This is a genomic window from Methanolobus sp., from assembly GCF_016278385.1.
Classification (GTDB): domain Archaea; phylum Halobacteriota; class Methanosarcinia; order Methanosarcinales; family Methanosarcinaceae; genus Methanolobus.
Window position 1 is genome coordinate 1 of record NZ_JADQBY010000037.1, and the last position, 15,992, is coordinate 15,992.

Consider the following 15,992-nt stretch of genomic DNA (forward strand, 5'->3'; position numbering starts at 1 on the left):
TGTAATTATGTAACTACCTGAACCCAGTGATAGCTGCTGCAGCAACAATAGCAAACAGCATCATCAGGTAAAGAGAAACCATTGTAACTATTTTAACAGTGTTAGAACTAGCTTTTTCATTCATATGTACCAATTTATGAAAGGAACACGTTGTACAAATAGTTTCCTAAATGGGAATTTTATTAGGGAGTTTTAATACAAAGACGTGAATATACATTTTTTTTGAAACAAATTTACTTGTTCTCATCTGTTAAAATAGCAACACTTATATGCAATACTGTTAACTTATATTATGAGGATGGCATACTAAACTAAAGTAAACCTGATTTACCATCGTGGAATGGTTCACACGTTTTTTCTACACATGACTCCAAGCGATGTCATCCTCTACCTCCTTCCCTTTTCCGCGTTGGCAGCTTCGATTATTAAATGAATTCTCCAAACATCTCTGGATGCATCTTAACATACTCTTTCATGAGTCTCATCATCTGCTGTTCATCATCTTCTACTTCATGAGCTGCTTCTGTTGTCAGTGCCATTCTGCAGGAAGCGCAATATTTTGAAGTTGGTCCGTTCACATGTTTACATCTAGGACACTTGACTGGAGTTAGTGCAGGCTCGGTGCCTTCTTCTTTAGAAAGACCATACATACTCAGAATAGCATTGTCTACCTGCTGACCGGAGAGGTGAATGTATGTACCAGGCATGTCTGATCCATGGACCCACCCCAGATGTGATTCCATCTGTGCCTGTGTCAAGTGATTTGCCAACTCAGTTGCTCTGGAGTGTCTGTAAAGTTGGTTGTACACTCGCTTTTTTATTCCTGCCTTTGTTGCTAGTCTCTTAATGACCATCCTGATGGCACCATATTTCATATGTTTCCCACGTGACCTCTTGCCAACGTTTACCCATAGTGGTGCCTCTGGATTGTTCTTTTCCGGATGGATGGCCAACCATGCTGCCAGGTACGGTGTTGCAGTTACTAATCGAATCCTACGCATCCCTGTTTTTCCTTTGACTGTCTCAAAGGCGCCATACTCATCAAATCCGACGTGCTTAATTTGTCGAGTCCCATTCTCACTCACCCTGCCTCCTGAATCATACCAGACTGCAGCGATGGCTGCGTCTCTGGGGTGTTCAGCTGCATCGATCATCTGTATGATCTCTTCTTGTGTGAGTAGTTCTTCAGGTATCTTCTTATCTTTGTTTTTGACATTTGTAGTAATCCAATCCGTACATTCCGGATCGTTACCATCGTTTAGCCACCTAAAAAAACGTTTCAAAACAACACGATAGTCTCTTTTGGTCCACACACTGCGATCTGACTTTTCAAGATTGCCTACAAGCTTGTAGACATCAAGTTTAACAACATCGGGGAAAGGCTTATCGAACCACTGTGACAGATTATGAAGTGAACTAAGGTACTTCAATATTCTAGGTTTTGAGAGACCTTCAGCAAAAAGAGTATTTTCGAACTCAATAATGAGTTCTTTGTTTTTATCTGAATAAGGCGCATTCAGTACCAGTTTCTCAGCCGCATCGACCTTTTTATCATAGTCGTACAAATCCATGCATCACACATCCACTTTCTATATTATTGCGCTTTTGTAAGCGTGGTGAAAGTGTGTAAGCATTGAGTTACTGGTAGAACGCTGAGGAAGAGATTCGAACTCTTGCAGCGCGTTAGCACTACCGGTTTTCAAGACCGGCGCCGTAGTCCACTTGGCTACCTCAGCATGTCGGATGGTATCTAAATAGCAACTTAAGATATAAGGTTTTTGATACAAAATCAGTATTGACAGTAATTGTCTTTGGCTTTACAAAGATCGCAAATAAAGGATTATAAAAGTGAAGTAAAAAGAGGAAGATTATTCCTCTGTTGCTTCAGCTTTTTCTGTCTCTTCAGGAGCTTCTGCTACTTCCTCTGCCTCAACAGCAGGGACGTATGGGTGTTTCTCAACGTATTCAAGGTTTGGAATTCCCAGCTTGTCAATAAGCTCACCTGCAATGGTCAGTTTTGAAACCATCCATCTCTGGTTGAAGCCAAGCTCGATTGGAGTGTATACCCTGATAAGATCATCAGTTACTTCGATTTCTATCTCAGGCATGCCGGTATAGAGTGAGAGCAGACCCTGTGCCTTAGCAACTTTGTCCTCTATCTTCTCAACTATTGTGTATTCGTACTCTACTTCCTTACCTGCAAGAGCATGGTTAAGGTCTACACGTACCCTGCGGCCAATGATCTGTGCAATAACACCACGTCTTCCGTTAATCTCAACAGGCATACCCTGATATGGTCTCTGGTCCTTGAACTGCTCGGTAAGCTTAGTAATAGATACTGTCTCAACGAGAGCAGGGTTATGTGGACCGAATGCCTTCTCAGGTGCAATAGTAATGGAACCGGTGTATCCGACTTCCTTACCAACGAAATCCTCATCAAGGCCTTTAATTGTGTGGCCAGAGCCAACAATTACAACATCTCCGCCGTAAACACCACGTGGGTTGTAGATGCCGTTGTCTTTTGCAAGCTGTTCATCGGTAGTGTCAAAGATCTGTCCTTCATTGAACTTACCTGTATAGTTTATCTTTATGAAATCGCCTTTCTCAATTGCCAAATCGATCAACTCAATATAAGTTATTTGATTAATAGTCAGATTTATAGATAAAATCTATTAATTGAATTACCTGCACGCTATACTCATATGCCTTTAAGAATCTTTTGCCAGCAGCCACCAAAAAAAGAGAATAAAATGACAAAAAATAATCAAAAAGTATCATCTACAACAATACCCTGGACAAAGTCTTTCTCATCACCATCAAGAAGTGTTATAGATGACTTAGACTCCAGTATTTTCTCAAACCCAAAGAACATCTTCTCAAAAGGAACCCTCGTATCGTGCCAATCCATCTTCCGACTATGGCTAAGGACACCTTTTCCTTCCCGGTACTTATAATTGTCCCGAACCCTGCCGATTGCGACCTGTTTGTCACACATCAGAGGAATAACGATGAGATCAGATATCCGTATATCATTGACAAAATGCAACATATCATTAGCCCATATCTCAAGCAGGTCAACCGGGGGTGAAGTTAGCCTGGCAAGCAGGGCTTTTTTCATCTGTTCCATCCGTTCAAACTCATCGAACTTATGCATGGTGGCATCGAACTGCTTCACTTCCTCATCGAACTTCTCCAGTTTACTGTTAAGCCGCTTCATTTTCTTCACTACTTCAGGCCTGTCAGCAGAATAATCAACATTTTTAATGGCATCCTCAAACTCTTTCCTGAACCTCTGGTCAAAATCCCTGTACTTATCCCCAAAATGCATATACTTCTTGTAATTCGGAGGATGGTGCTTCATGTCCATAAGCTCGTTACCGAACAGGTCCATAACATGCAGGTTCAGGTCAAATGAAATGAAATCTCTCTCAATACAGGTCTTCTCCTGCAGATCACAATATCCCGTGCGTACTACCCATACATTGTTCCTGTGTTCACGTACCATATCTCTCACCATAAAACAGATAATAGTTAGATATATCTAATAGAATGTGTTTTGTGATAAGGATATTGAACCAATCATAAAAGAAGTTACGCTGAAGTAACTTCCAGTAAAAGCATCCAAATCAAAAAATCAGAAACATCAAAAGACCATGACACCTGAAGACTCATATGACATCATCATTGTCGGTGCAGGCCCGGCAGGCTCTACAGCAGCCATGTACGCAGCCCAAAATGACCTCTCCGTGCTTCTGGTGGAGAAAAAGAAGGACATAGGAGTACCACTGCAATGTGGAGGCTTCCTTCCTCACTACCCCGTACTGCAGGAACTGGTACCCAATGCTGAACTTCCGGTAACCCTTGAGGAAATACCATCAAGCTGTATACATGCCACAGCCTCATACCAGCGGTTTATAGCACCAAACGGCTTTTCCAAAGGCTTTGAGGTAGATGCAGATGCCATTGATAGGAGACGTTTTGACAAACACCTTGCAAAAGAAGCAGGCAAAGCAGGTGCGAACCTGCTAGTGGGAACAAACGTTACCGAAGTAAATGACACTAAACTCTTCATGGATGGTGCATTTGGTGAATTTGAAGTAGAAGGCACGGTCATCATAGGAGCCGACGGTCCCAACTCCATCATAGGAAAAGCCAACAACATGCTACGTGATGACGACCCCATGGGAACCGGCATAGCCTTTGAGTATGAACTTGGAGGCGTAGATGTTGACAAAGATGCCGTAGAAATGTATTTTGGTAAGGATTATGTCCCCGGCGGATACGCATGGATCATATCCCAGGGAGGCGATACTGCAAACATAGGTGTCGGAATCAGGGAAGCACTCTTCGAACAACATCTCTGTGCTAGGGACTATCTCGAACGTTTCATGTACAAGCATCCCATAGCCAGCGAAAAGCTCAGTGGCGCATCCATTACTTCTATAATAGCAGGACTCGTCCCAGTTGGAGGAGCACCAAAAGTAACTGCAAATCATAACACCCTTCTGGCAGGAGACGCTGCCGGCCATATAATCGCAACCAACGGAGGAGGTATATCGACTGCAATGGTGGGAGGTAAACTTGCAGGTGAAACTGCCGCAGAATTCCTTGCAGGCAAATGCAAACTTCAGGAATACGAGACAAGGTGGCGACAGCAAATGGGACTTGAAATCAAAACCGCAGTCTACGTCCGCAAACTCATGGACAAGCTCATGCTTTCCGACAGGCTTATGTCCACAGCCATCAAAATGATTACTCCTGAACAGATGAAAGCCATTCAATGCGGACAGCTTCCCGAACCTGTCAGGAAGACATTATTAAAACTGAACGTAGGACTCAGTTAAATGTACATCTTCGTCTACGGCACCCTTAAAAAAAGAGATCCGAACCACCAGTTACTAAATGGTTCCGAATATATCTGCACAACAAGAACAATCGAAAAGTATACCATGCTCGATCTTGGACTTTTCCCCGGCGTCCTGAAAGACGAAGGATCATCACAATCGCCAATATCATTCATACATGGAGAAGTCTATTACATAACTCCACAGACACTCAATGTTCTGGATAATTATGAGGGAGAATGGTATTTCAGGGAAGAAGTGGAACTTGAAGCAGGGACTACAGCAATGATGTATTTTCTAAGAAAAATTCCGCCAATTGACTACGAAATTATCCCGGAAGGCAACTGGGAAAATAAGGCAATGCTACTATAAGGAGGAGACAAATGCCAGATAACAATAACAGTATTCCTATGTTTAAGGGTACTATCAGCTATGAAGCATTTAATAACCTTTATCTCAATATAACAAACCAATGTAGTGCCAGCTGTGTTTTCTGTATCCGGGATACCTGTAACGGAGTATATGGTTATGACCTTCGTCTCAAAAGGGAACCCACAGAAGAAGAAATAATCAAAGACCTTGAAAACCACGACCTTAGCAAATACAAAGAAGTCGTTTTTACCGGTTTCGGGGAACCTACGTGCCGTTTTGATACAGTACTTCGCATAACACAGTGGCTGCACAAAAAAGGAATACTTGTAAGGCTCGATACCAATGGTCATGCTGCACTCATGTATCCTGGAAGGAATGTCATATCAGAATTAAAGATGGCAGGTCTTGATGAAGTATCTGTCAGCCTTAATGCCGAATCTGAAGAAAAATATAATGAATTATGTAAGCCTGAATTTCAAGGTTCATACACAGCACTTCTTAATTTCACAAAAAGAGCTGTGGATGTCGGAATCAAGACCCGAATGACCGTTGTTGGGCAGAATGATATTGACATTGATGAATGTGAAAGGATAGCAACCAGTCTGGGTGCTTCCTTCAGAGTAAGGTAAGTAAAAGTAATAAGAAGGTATTTCCAAGTCAATTTAAACCCTTAATTTCAGAAATACTTAAACAGGTCGTCCCGTTTTGCATCATGTAATCTCTGTCTGATAAGTGATTTCAGGGATTTAATATCACCTTTTTTGGCACATACCGGAGCCACAATATTAATCCATTGCCTCCATGGCGGCAGCATATTAAGTTTATCGCAAATACCATCCAGAGTATTATTGAGTTCACTATCTTCTATCTTATCCGTTTTATTCACTGCCAGAATTATATCGACATCAAGTTCTCTGAATAATTCAAATATTTCAATATCTACTGGTATTTCATTTCTTCCTTCCCAGCGTTTTACGAGATCAAGAAAAACAGCACCGTCAATAACCAACACTGCAATACTTATTCTTTCCGCATTTTGCTCAATGTAGCGTACAATTTCATCCTTCACAAGATCCTGTTTATGATCTTTGACGCCACTCATGAATCCGAAACCGGGAAGATCGGTTATAAGCAGATCTGAATTACGTATATGCGTAGGTTTAAGTGTCACACCAGGGCGTTTGCCCACTTTAACTTTCTTTCCAGTAATCTCGCGCATTATGGAAGATTTACCTACATTTGATCTTCCTGTAAAAAGCACTTCAAAATTCACGCCTTCAAATTCATCTACTTTCTTCGCCATTTTCATCCACTTTAACCTTGCGTTTTTCTTCTCCGATGGCTTTATCAAACTCATTAATAAACGCATCGAAGGACTCTTTTGGTATCCGGGCACCAGCTGCTGCTGCATGACCTCCGCCACTGCCCCCAAACTGCGGAGCAATCCTACGCAGCAGTTTGTTAAGATCCACGGTATCTCTTGAACGCAGGCTCATATCATAAGCATTTCTCTTATATCGGAATTCAGCCGCCATTCCCACACTTTTTTGCCCATATGAAGCTGCATATATAGCAGATTTGGACATATAGCCATCAGGATCAACTACGTATGCCAGATTCCGGAGTGACTTTACCTCTTTTCTCACACGGAGGCGTAACTTTTCCTCAATATCTGCACCCTCCTTTGCGTATCTGAGCACACTGGGTATCTCTGTTGGAATTTGATCATTAGAAAGCGGCAAAAGCATCTTTCTCTTAAAATCATAATCACGACCTGAATAGATAAGCGCCTAGATAAGTGTTCCTGCCTGAAAGAACAAACTTCTCTTATCCCAGTCACGCAACCACTCCTTAACAGAAGGACTGTTGTCATAATAATCCCCGATGGCACCATAGATAGCCACCCTTCGCATATCCCGATCAAGTCTCTTTTCCAATACCTTATAAGTGAGTTCTGATGCGCATACCGTCAGATCATGATGCAACCAGTCAGCTTTTACACAATTTTTGGGTAAAGGATGATGGTCGATATACGTGAGATTCGCATTCTCTGCAATTTCATTTAAGCGCCTGAAAAGCTCCACGCATTTAGTCTCATCAACGGCAATATCACATATTATAACATTCTTATATCCTTCTGCAAGATGCAGTTCTTCCACTACACCTATTGGCGAAGTGAAGTAAACATCTGAATCAGGATAGGCACTTTTTGCAATGGCACCTGAACAGACACCATCCGAATCGCCATGTGTCAGGATCAAAGACGAAGGGTGATTATTCTTAGGATAATTCTTTTGATAAGTCTCGTGTTTACTGGATCTGGTCATGGAACCGTCCCACTATTGCACAAATAGAAACAAAGGTAAATTATTTTTCGTTCATGAGAATTAACATTCATAGTATTTTGTCTTTGGTATTCTTCAAAAAATCAGTTATTGAACTCAGAATATCATACAAGAACTGCAATTTACCATGATCTTCTTTTTCTTCAATCGTATTTTCCCCGATTACAGGAACATCATCTACATATTCCTCATATAAATTATCAGAAGAATCTTCCCCATTAACATCTTCAAGCTCCCCATCTGGATTTTGAACATGAATTAATTGTTTTCTGGAATATACAATACCTTCATATTCCTTCGAATCAACAAATTTTGCTTGGGCTGCAGGTATAATTATATCTCCTGCCTTATCCATGCGGACTGAATAATTCAGAGAAATGCTTTCTTCAGCAGGAAGAACACGGCTCACCCCAGTCTCACCGGAAAGAAGAACAGCCCCTATTGGAAGCTGGTCTGAAACTGTAATATAAGCTGCCCTGTCGCCTTCATTAGCGATTGTAAGAATGAAATTCACATCATCATTCAGGATTACACTGTCAGAAGATAGTGATTTACTTAAATTAATGAACGGACCATGGATTGTAAGATTTGAAGCATTAAGCTGCCTGGAATAAGTTCTCCCTTCGTGTTCAACCATGACCAACGTTCCATTGATCTCATAAGTTCCCGGTTTTAAAGCCTTAATCGAATATTCAAGAGTCTTTTTTTCATAGGGATCGAATGATAGATTCCATCTGCTGTCAGAATCAGGGTCCAATACAAATTCAGGAGGAATAATCCTGCTTATACTTACCTGTTCAACAGGGATCACTTTCCGATTTGTGATTTCCAGGGTGAAATAGGCCCTTTCATCCATGTATACTTCATGACTGTTTCTGTCTTCAAAATCAAAAGTTGCATTTATCCAGGAGACCTTCACAGGCAGGGAACCCGTTGAATTAGATATCGCAACACTGAGTGTCGTATAGGGAGAGGGAATATCATTACCCGTCACAATCTCAAAAGCAGTTATATTAAGCCGGTCATCAAAAACCGTGTTATTGGAAATATCCGTATTGTTAGCCAGTATAACACTCCATGAATCACCATAAATGCTTTTTATGGAAAGAAAAACATAATCATTCTCATTATCTGTTGGTTTGGCCGGAGAAAAATCTGCTGCTTTTATCAGGTATCCGCTATGATTGATCTCCTCGCCCCAATAAAGTGTATACTCTTGTGAATCAAGCCAGTCAAGTTCATCTGACTGCGCACCTGCTATAACACATAAATTCATAAGCATCGCAGCCAGTACTATTAACAGGAGTATTCGCTGCCACATATAATTATGACCTGTCTTTGCTTCTGGATACGAAGTAAACTGCAAAAAGCGCAATTATCATAAAGCTTGCTTCGAATCCCGGTTCAACTCTGTCATCCTCATATTCAGTTTCGTAGCTAGAATCACTAGAACTGCCCTGTTGACCCGTATTATCCGAACTGCTGCTGGAAGATGAACTTGTCTCGCTTACTGCTGCCGGGTCAATTACAGTAATTACTGGTGTGTTGGATATCTTTTCACCTTTGTAATTTTCCATATCTATGAAAGTAGCAGTTGTTTCAGGAAGTTTCAACTCACCTATCTCATCCAACTGTACAACATATGAATAGGAATAAGATTTGCCTTTTGCTGCCACATCGTCAAAAATAAGATCGCCACTGACAAAAGTCACATCATCAGGTATAGTTTCAGTAGTAACAACACTGGCATCTCTGTTACCCTGATTCTTTACGGTAACTTTGACAGTTGTAGAATCACCCGGATTAATCGACTCTGGACTTACAGTTTTAGTTAGAACAATATCTGGACCATTTATCTGTATAGTAGAAGTATCAGCTGAAAAGGTACGTGTTTGTCCATCGGGATCTTTAAAGGTAGCAGTTGTTGTAGGAATAGTATATTTACCTGTCTTTGTAGGTTTCAATGTATACTCAAATACCTTTGCCTTTGTTTCCTTGGGACTAAAAGAAACTGTAAGATCATTGCCAACACTGTCCTGAACTTCAAGATCTTCTGTAACTGTATTGCTGACCTTAACTGAATTAAGGCTATAGATCCCATTATTCCATATACTCACAGAAATATGTGCCGTTTCATCCATATATATTTCTTCAGCAATGGTCTTTGTAATGACAAGTTCGACCACTGGCAATATGGTAATGGTTTCTGTTTCAGTATCCTCGAGAATGTCACCATTGATATCTTCCGATTTTGTTGTGACTGTGATATCAACATCTGTTTCTTCCCAGTAATGAGGAATTTCAAGTTTTATATCTATCGTATCCAGCACTTCATCCTCATCAACTGAAATGTAATTATAAGTTAGCTTTCCGTCTGCAAGTTCCATACCATCAACATCAATTTCCACATCCATGTCATATGCCTTGGCATCACCTTTATTTTTGATGTCTATGCTTGCCTCTATATATTGATAAGCAACTGTCCTTGGATCATATTCATCTTTTTCAGGCTTAATTGTGATATCCATTTCAGGTATGCCTCTGTCATAAACCTCTACAACAGCAGTTGGATTCTCCATATTACCTGTCCAGTCATCAATGTCAAGATTCATTGATTTCACGAATACGCGTACATCATCACCTTTCTCTGTATCACGATATTCGAAGCCATTCCCAGACTGAACAGGAGATTTATCAAGGAGAACTCCGCTGCGATAAATACCTATACTGACAAAGCCTTCCGAATCAAAATCTTCTGCTTTTATAGTGTAGTCATCTGCCTTAACCGCACTACCCCATTTAAGAGTAGCACTTGAAACTTTACTATCGCTCCATTCAATATCATCAAGCGTATATGCTAATGCAGGAGAACTAAACAAAATAAAAACAATGAACAGTATACAGATGAGATTTTTATTAATCATATGCATCACAGACATGGATTTTTTATAAGTTAGGGTTTAGGATAAAGCGGCTTGAAGCCCTGTAGTTGGGAAGGTCTATCAATAGCTTTAATCCTTGAAGTTGATTCAGGAAGGTTCATCATGGAGGGACGTGAAATCATACCGCCAAAGTGATCATCATTCAAAGAGCTACCAAACCCAGATTCGATAAGTTTTTCCTGATATTCGGACAAGGACGGACCATATTCAACTTTAGATTGTTTTCGCTGCTTATCAGTCTCTTTTTTAGAAAGACCCGCATGCATATCCCTTTCCTTGGCTTTTAGGCCTTCTTCTTTACCTTTAGTATATTTTTCCTTGACCAGTGTGCTAAATCCAGCTTCTTTGGCAAGACTCTCCAACATAGAATATCGTTCACTGACCCAGCCTAACTCAGAATGCTTATGGTAACCTACTTCGAATCCAAGGTCATAAGCATTTTGTGAGAGCTCAGTAATTTCTGCATCAGTTAACTGAGTTTTCTCCTCCTTTTTTGAAAAAAATCTTACCATTTATGAACACCGTCATTCAAGAAGACCACGTATTTGAAGTCCCTGATCATTGAAGTTTACGTCACGCATATTACAATCATGCTTTGTCCCCCTCATTTTTATAACCTGTAATGCACGGGTCATTGTTTTATCATAAAGGAAGTTGTGCATGAAAATAACACCATGGGCTGCAAACTGCTCAGTGGAGTAGGCGCTGGGATCAGTCATTTCAGAAATAAGTATAGTAGTACAACCCAGTTTCTTAAGATTGCGAATAAACCTACTCATCTCTTTTTCCTGCAGAGACATATCCCTTGTAGTAAACCTGATTGCAGATACTGAGTCGATTACCAGCCTCTTAACATTGTATTCTGCAACGTAGGCGGCAATCTCCTTGAATACTATAGAAGGTGAGGGGGCTTCACGTTCAGATGCAGACGTTGCGACCTCATATTCCGGGGTAATGTATTCATTCATTTCATCCATATATCCGTATTCCATTCTTGGTCCAAGGTCTGCAAAAAGAAGTTTCCTCATTTTAATGAGAGTGAGCACATTCATTGAGTAGTTAGACATATCATCGATAATATTCTGAGGACTTTCAAGTAAAGTTACATAAAGCCCTACTTCACCAAGTGCTGCACCATGTGCCAGGTATTGGACACAAAATGTTGTTTTGCCACTACCCGGTGGACCACTTACCACATAAACACGTTCTGCAAGCAATCCGCCCTGCACCATTTCGTCAAAACCCTCTATACCTGTCTTTATCCTCATAGCCTATCCTCAACTAGTTAATATTACAGCGTATTATATAATAATTGTTTATAAATATACAGTGAACCTATTTGAATGCTTCGATTGTATATAAATTTATTAAATAATAGTGCATAAATAATTATAAAGCAAGCATATTATGAGTTTCCGACAGATTCAAATCTGTTAAAATTTATTCCCTTTTATGTATCTAAAAGATATCGTTTCGATCCTAGAAGAAATAGCACCTCCGGAACTCGCAGAGGATTTCGATTTTGGAAGGATTGGCCTGACACTGGATTTGCAAAATGAAGTGTGTAAGATAGCTGTTGCCCTTGATCCTACTGAATATGTACTCAATAGGGCTGCAATGATAGGCGCTGATCTTCTTATTACACACCACACATTGATATTTCATCCCATAAATTGCATCAGCAAGGAACTTGCAGACAGCCTGAAGATAGCACTTGATAATAATATATCGTTATACTCCATGCACACGAATTTTGATAAGGCAAAAGGCGGTATAAACGATGCCCTTGCAAACAGGCTCGGACTGTCAGATATACAGCAGGAAACACCCATTGGTAGGATAGGAAAGATAAGTCCATGCTCAACAGAAACTTTTGTAAACCATGTTTCAAAGAGCCTGAATACGCATATACAATATACAGGAAGCAAGAATGAAATAAATACCGTTATGGTATTTGGCGGTAGTGGTTTCAGGTCAGAATACATAGAAATTGCAAGGGAATATGGGGCAGATGCCTATGTTTCATCTGAGTTAAAACACGACATTATACGCTCTTATAGTGATATGCTTCTGGTTGATGCAACACATTATGCAACTGAAAATCCGGGCATGGAAGAACTCTGTCCCGTGCTTGCAGACAAGTTGAAACTTGATGTGGAGTTTATTGACCATGACCCACTCATAAAGACTATTTGATATTTTGTGATAACATGCTGGAAAAAGATGAAAAACAGAATAAAATGTACGGTCATGAGCTAGAAGAGCACGAACTCGACGAATTATTTGAAGAACAAATAAAGAAACGAGATGATCCCAAACACCGCGGATACGGTGATTATGAAAGAAAAAGAATATACAGGGGACCTTCTGTGAAGAGGAATTAAATCACAAGTGCCTTTTTATATCTATAAATTCTATAATATAAATCGGTGAAAAAATGGTGTATGATAAGGAAGGATTTGATAAATGGCTTCATGCTAGAAATATAACAGAATCGGATATTAACGTATTGTGGCAATATTACAGGAAATCTATTAATGATGGTTTGAAAGAAAGGACCATTGATAATCACATCAAAGAAACCATTTATTTACTTGAATTTGTCAAAAAACCACTACATGATATTACTAAAGAAGATGTAGAAAACTATGTATTCAACATTGAAAATAGAGTACGTGACGGTGAAATAGAAAAAAGTACCGCTACACAACAAAAAATTAAGTTCAAACAATTGTTAAGAGGTATAGGAAAAGCAGATATTGTAGATTGGATTAAAACAAAGAATGTCAAATCCAAACCTAAAAATAAAGATGATTTACTTACAATGGCAGAAATTGAATTAATGGTCAATACCTGTACTCAATTACGTGACCGTGTTATCATAGCATTGCTCTATGATAGCGGTTGTAGAGTAGGAGAATTATGTAACCTGAACATATCCGATGTTGAGTTCAAGGACAAAAAGGGTACTTACATAAAACTTGATGGTAAAACAGGTGAAAGGGAAATACTGCTTTTTAGTTCAGTGCCTTATATTCGTGAATGGCTCAATAGTGAGCATTGCAGGGATAAAACCCCTGATGAACCATTGTTCTTCAATATCGGATATCAACACCAACGATTGACAGATAAGGTTGTTCAGGCAATGATACGTAAAGTTGCACGAGATGCAAAAATAACAAAACGAGTTCATCCGCATTTATTTCGACATTCACGGTTAACACAGTTAGCACAATCCCCAGAGATAAATGAGTTTGTCATGCGTGAGTTTGCAGGTTGGGAAATGTCCAGTACAATGCCTTCTATCTACATACATATGGCACAAGAAACCACCCATAATGCATTAAGGCGGATGCACGGTGAAGAAGTAGATAAAACAGAGATTGAAGAGCCAATACTTCAAAATTGGGTTTGCCACAATTGCAATGAGAATAACGGTAGTTCTAATTTACATTGTTATAAATGTGGAGTAGGAAAGGATTCCCCTATCGTAAACACAGATGATTTTATCGATAAAGTTATGGATAAACTACTCATTAAGATTAAACAAGGTGATGTAACCGCAATGCAGATGTTGAAAAATATACAAAATGCAAAAACCCCACAGAATTATGAACCAATATACGTTGATAATAATGGTTATCCTCTAGTGGAAAATCCAAATGATGATATTCCATCTGATAGCAAGTTCACATTAGAAGAAGTACGTGCAAAACAAAAGGAATTACAGGACATGGAAAAATTACAGGATGAGAGCTAAGATAAAGCCCATAGTGAACATTTTTTAGTTCAGGCATATGAACCCATGCCCTTATTTTCTATTGTACGATTTGACACGGATTATTTGGAAGGAATCGTGGGTGGGGGATTGAGTGAATTATTATGACTTCCACCCACGATTTTTGGAAGGTGCGGACGGGCAATGGAAAACCCGTCCTTCTGTTTGATGGTATGGTTTTATGGTTGGTGCAGGTTATGCACTTCAATGTATATTTATAAGTATATATATCTGTTTTGATACTGTAACTGGCACACCCTTTCCCAGTTACGATAATTTTTATAAACATGTATTTAAATAAATCAAAACTTGCACATATCAAAGGGTTTTCTTGTTCTCACACACAACCATAAATCGAATGCAAGAGAGTCTGTTATGCCAAACAGTTATATAGTGGTATATAGTACTATATTTATATTCTGAATAAAAATATTATGGCTGATTTAAAATGAAAGAAAAAATAAATATTACTATGGAAGCTTCGTTGCTTCGTGAATTAGATAAAGAACGTGGTGCAATCAACCGGTCTGCCTACATTTCAATGATTGTACAGAATCATGCAAGAAAAAATAATCAAATTAAAGTGGTCTAAAATGTCAGTACCAATAGATATAGAGAAACTAAAATGGATATACGTCAATAGACTCGGAATAAATATGTGATTTCAAGACGGAGATGGGGATCTAATACTTTAACAAAGGACGAAAAATAAAAAATAAACAAAAGATTGAAGTGCAGGCTTGCAGGCAATGCACCTCTTTTTTTAAAAACGTTGGTGAATATAATGGTTCTTTTTAATTTATATAAATGTATTGATACATATATGGGTGATTGGCATGATAGAGAGTGATGCCAACACCAATAATCCTCCGAGGACTGACTCAGACGGATTTCAGACGGACAATCAGATTCAACCTAGTAGTGATGACCCTCGAAATATTGCAGCATGGAATGTTCTTACACAAAACCCTAAGGGTCTACCTGCTGTACAAAACTACACGGACTGGCGGTACTACGTCTCTGACATCAGAGATTATGAATCTGAAGGAAACTTTCCTCTTTATAGTTCCGACAACTGATATAGGCAAAATAACTGTCTATGATGCTGGGAAGCCTTTCATCGAAAAACTTACAGATATATATCATGCTCAGCCAAATGCTGAGTGCAAAGAAATTCGTAATCTGTATGAGAGTTATCCACATCTCAAAGAACTGCCATTCCTCCTCTTACGGGACTGCGAGTTATGTCAAAAAATATCCTTAAATATATAAAATGTCCTATCATCAAGTGCGCACTCCCAAGGGCTCCCTTTGCAAGTTATACTGTCACTATACCAAAGCTTGCAGCAATTCTTTTATCCGTCTCTAAGAAAGATGCCTCTTTCTACATTGGTCCCCCTGACGATCTTAGTATTGCTGAACGGCTCTTAATCCAGTTCAAATATACATAAAATATAATAGTGGATGAATGCCACAAGCTCCAAAGTGAAAAGACATCTTGCATTGAAGCAATTAGTTCTGAAAATGGTAGAATCAGCACTTTCGATCCAAATCAATATGATTTCATTCTTTCATCTGAAAAGTATGAGGAACTTCAAAATTTGGTAGTCAATTTCAAGGAAACATGTCTCAAGAAAGTCTCCAATCATCAATTAAGAGGGCGTCTAATTAGAACTTCAGTTTAAAAGATTTTCCTTTTTTTTTTGGGGGG

The 15,992-nt window shown here is 39.4% G+C and carries 18 protein-coding genes and 1 tRNA gene; 8 read left to right on the forward strand and 11 right to left on the reverse strand.

Features of this window, described 5'->3' with window-relative positions:
• Positions 1-425: 425 nt before the first annotated feature.
• The 4 genes from QZZ23_RS13085 to QZZ23_RS13100 all read right to left on the reverse strand — a co-directional run bounded on the left by QZZ23_RS13085 (position 426) and on the right by QZZ23_RS13100 (position 3,505).
• A complete protein-coding gene (locus QZZ23_RS13085; RefSeq protein WP_292470922.1) occupies positions 426-1,571 on the reverse strand; it encodes a tyrosine-type recombinase/integrase in 1,146 nt (381 codons plus the stop codon).
• A gap of 79 nt (positions 1,572-1,650) precedes the next feature.
• Positions 1,651-1,736 (reverse strand) — tRNA-Ser (locus tag QZZ23_RS13090).
• A gap of 132 nt (positions 1,737-1,868) precedes the next feature.
• The gene (locus QZZ23_RS13095) at positions 1,869-2,615 is read right to left on the reverse strand and encodes a peptidylprolyl isomerase (RefSeq protein WP_292470923.1); all 747 of its coding nucleotides are present in this window, start codon (positions 2,613-2,615) and stop codon (positions 1,869-1,871) included.
• A gap of 149 nt (positions 2,616-2,764) precedes the next feature.
• The gene (locus tag QZZ23_RS13100) at positions 2,765-3,505 is read right to left on the reverse strand and encodes a hypothetical protein (protein WP_292470924.1); all 741 of its coding nucleotides are present in this window, start codon (positions 3,503-3,505) and stop codon (positions 2,765-2,767) included.
• Positions 3,506-3,653: 148 nt separating this feature from the next.
• Between QZZ23_RS13100 and QZZ23_RS13105 the strand changes: the two genes are divergently transcribed.
• Genes QZZ23_RS13105 through QZZ23_RS13115 form a run of 3 tightly spaced genes read left to right on the forward strand, consistent with a single transcriptional unit; the run spans position 3,654 to position 5,845 of the window.
• Positions 3,654-4,844 carry a geranylgeranyl reductase family protein gene (locus QZZ23_RS13105; RefSeq protein WP_292470925.1) on the forward strand — a complete coding sequence of 397 codons (1,191 nt, stop codon included), beginning with the start codon at positions 3,654-3,656 and terminating at the stop codon, positions 4,842-4,844.
• The gene (locus tag QZZ23_RS13110; protein WP_292470927.1) at positions 4,845-5,216 is read left to right on the forward strand and encodes a gamma-glutamylcyclotransferase; all 372 of its coding nucleotides are present in this window, start codon (positions 4,845-4,847) and stop codon (positions 5,214-5,216) included.
• Between the two features lie 11 nt (positions 5,217-5,227).
• Positions 5,228-5,845 carry a TatD family nuclease-associated radical SAM protein gene (locus QZZ23_RS13115; RefSeq protein WP_292470929.1) on the forward strand — a complete coding sequence of 206 codons (618 nt, stop codon included), beginning with the start codon at positions 5,228-5,230 and terminating at the stop codon, positions 5,843-5,845.
• Between the two features lie 47 nt (positions 5,846-5,892).
• Here QZZ23_RS13115 and engB read toward each other — a convergent pair whose 3' ends face one another.
• The 7 genes from engB to QZZ23_RS13145 all read right to left on the reverse strand — a co-directional run bounded on the left by engB (position 5,893) and on the right by QZZ23_RS13145 (position 11,771).
• Positions 5,893-6,519, reverse strand: a complete 627-nt coding sequence (engB, locus tag QZZ23_RS13120) for a GTP-binding protein EngB (RefSeq protein ID WP_292470931.1) — start codon at positions 6,517-6,519, stop codon at positions 5,893-5,895.
• On the reverse strand, positions 6,500-6,916 hold the full coding sequence (locus QZZ23_RS14725; protein WP_366931358.1) for a DHHA1 domain-containing protein: 417 nt from the start codon (positions 6,914-6,916) through the stop codon (positions 6,500-6,502). Before QZZ23_RS14725 ends, engB begins: the two co-directional genes overlap by 20 nt.
• Positions 6,917-7,006: 90 nt before the next feature.
• On the reverse strand, positions 7,007-7,543 hold the full coding sequence (locus tag QZZ23_RS14730) for a hypothetical protein (RefSeq protein WP_366931359.1): 537 nt from the start codon (positions 7,541-7,543) through the stop codon (positions 7,007-7,009).
• 67 nt (positions 7,544-7,610) lie between these two features.
• On the reverse strand, positions 7,611-8,882 hold the full coding sequence (locus tag QZZ23_RS13130) for a hypothetical protein (RefSeq protein WP_292470932.1): 1,272 nt from the start codon (positions 8,880-8,882) through the stop codon (positions 7,611-7,613).
• A gap of 4 nt (positions 8,883-8,886) precedes the next feature.
• A complete protein-coding gene (locus QZZ23_RS13135) occupies positions 8,887-10,485 on the reverse strand; it encodes a CARDB domain-containing protein (protein WP_292470934.1) in 1,599 nt (532 codons plus the stop codon).
• A gap of 29 nt (positions 10,486-10,514) precedes the next feature.
• Positions 10,515-11,015 carry a hypothetical protein gene (locus QZZ23_RS13140; RefSeq protein WP_292470935.1) on the reverse strand — a complete coding sequence of 167 codons (501 nt, stop codon included), beginning with the start codon at positions 11,013-11,015 and terminating at the stop codon, positions 10,515-10,517.
• A 12-nt stretch (positions 11,016-11,027) separates the two neighbouring features.
• Complete coding sequence (locus QZZ23_RS13145) at positions 11,028-11,771, reverse strand: ATPase domain-containing protein (protein WP_292470936.1); 744 nt, start codon at positions 11,769-11,771, stop codon at positions 11,028-11,030.
• Between the two features lie 184 nt (positions 11,772-11,955).
• Here QZZ23_RS13145 and QZZ23_RS13150 point away from each other — a divergent pair, with 184 nt between their 5' ends.
• The 5 genes from QZZ23_RS13150 to QZZ23_RS13170 all read left to right on the forward strand — a co-directional run bounded on the left by QZZ23_RS13150 (position 11,956) and on the right by QZZ23_RS13170 (position 15,553).
• On the forward strand, positions 11,956-12,699 hold the full coding sequence (locus QZZ23_RS13150; protein ID WP_292470939.1) for a Nif3-like dinuclear metal center hexameric protein: 744 nt from the start codon (positions 11,956-11,958) through the stop codon (positions 12,697-12,699).
• Positions 12,700-12,713: 14 nt separating this feature from the next.
• Positions 12,714-12,887, forward strand: a complete 174-nt coding sequence (locus QZZ23_RS13155) for a hypothetical protein (RefSeq protein ID WP_292470942.1) — start codon at positions 12,714-12,716, stop codon at positions 12,885-12,887.
• 53 nt (positions 12,888-12,940) lie between these two features.
• Positions 12,941-14,263 (forward strand): tyrosine-type recombinase/integrase, encoded by a 1,323-nt coding sequence (locus QZZ23_RS13160; protein WP_292470944.1) that lies wholly within the window; start codon positions 12,941-12,943, stop codon positions 14,261-14,263.
• Between the two features lie 466 nt (positions 14,264-14,729).
• Entirely contained in the window at positions 14,730-14,873 is a 144-nt protein-coding gene (locus QZZ23_RS13165) for a hypothetical protein (RefSeq protein WP_292470946.1), read from the forward strand.
• Positions 14,874-15,130: 257 nt separating this feature from the next.
• Positions 15,131-15,553, forward strand: a complete 423-nt coding sequence (locus QZZ23_RS13170; protein ID WP_292470948.1) for a hypothetical protein — start codon at positions 15,131-15,133, stop codon at positions 15,551-15,553.
• Positions 15,554-15,992 lie beyond the last annotated feature (439 nt).

Bases quoted from the DNA above. Each gene is read 5' to 3' on its own strand.
- QZZ23_RS13160 (WP_292470944.1), top strand. From the start codon at position 12,941: ATGGTGTATGATAAGGAAGGATTTGATAAATGGCTTCATGCTAGAAAT.
- QZZ23_RS13145 (WP_292470936.1), bottom strand. From the start codon at position 11,771: ATGAGGATAAAGACAGGTATAGAGGGTTTTGACGAAATGGTGCAGGGC.
- QZZ23_RS13100 (WP_292470924.1), bottom strand. From the start codon at position 3,505: ATGGTACGTGAACACAGGAACAATGTATGGGTAGTACGCACGGGATAT.
- QZZ23_RS13165 (WP_292470946.1), top strand. From the start codon at position 14,730: ATGAAAGAAAAAATAAATATTACTATGGAAGCTTCGTTGCTTCGTGAA.
- QZZ23_RS13150 (WP_292470939.1), top strand. From the start codon at position 11,956: ATGTATCTAAAAGATATCGTTTCGATCCTAGAAGAAATAGCACCTCCG.
- QZZ23_RS13130 (WP_292470932.1), bottom strand. From the start codon at position 8,882: ATGTGGCAGCGAATACTCCTGTTAATAGTACTGGCTGCGATGCTTATG.
- QZZ23_RS13110 (WP_292470927.1), top strand. From the start codon at position 4,845: ATGTACATCTTCGTCTACGGCACCCTTAAAAAAAGAGATCCGAACCAC.
- QZZ23_RS13105 (WP_292470925.1), top strand. From the start codon at position 3,654: ATGACACCTGAAGACTCATATGACATCATCATTGTCGGTGCAGGCCCG.
- QZZ23_RS13140 (WP_292470935.1), bottom strand. From the start codon at position 11,015: ATGGTAAGATTTTTTTCAAAAAAGGAGGAGAAAACTCAGTTAACTGAT.
- QZZ23_RS14730 (WP_366931359.1), bottom strand. From the start codon at position 7,543: ATGACCAGATCCAGTAAACACGAGACTTATCAAAAGAATTATCCTAAG.
- QZZ23_RS13085 (WP_292470922.1), bottom strand. From the start codon at position 1,571: ATGGATTTGTACGACTATGATAAAAAGGTCGATGCGGCTGAGAAACTG.
- QZZ23_RS13170 (WP_292470948.1), top strand. From the start codon at position 15,131: ATGCCAACACCAATAATCCTCCGAGGACTGACTCAGACGGATTTCAGA.
- QZZ23_RS13155 (WP_292470942.1), top strand. From the start codon at position 12,714: ATGCTGGAAAAAGATGAAAAACAGAATAAAATGTACGGTCATGAGCTA.
- engB (WP_292470931.1), bottom strand. From the start codon at position 6,519: ATGGCGAAGAAAGTAGATGAATTTGAAGGCGTGAATTTTGAAGTGCTT.
- QZZ23_RS13115 (WP_292470929.1), top strand. From the start codon at position 5,228: ATGCCAGATAACAATAACAGTATTCCTATGTTTAAGGGTACTATCAGC.
- QZZ23_RS13135 (WP_292470934.1), bottom strand. From the start codon at position 10,485: ATGATTAATAAAAATCTCATCTGTATACTGTTCATTGTTTTTATTTTG.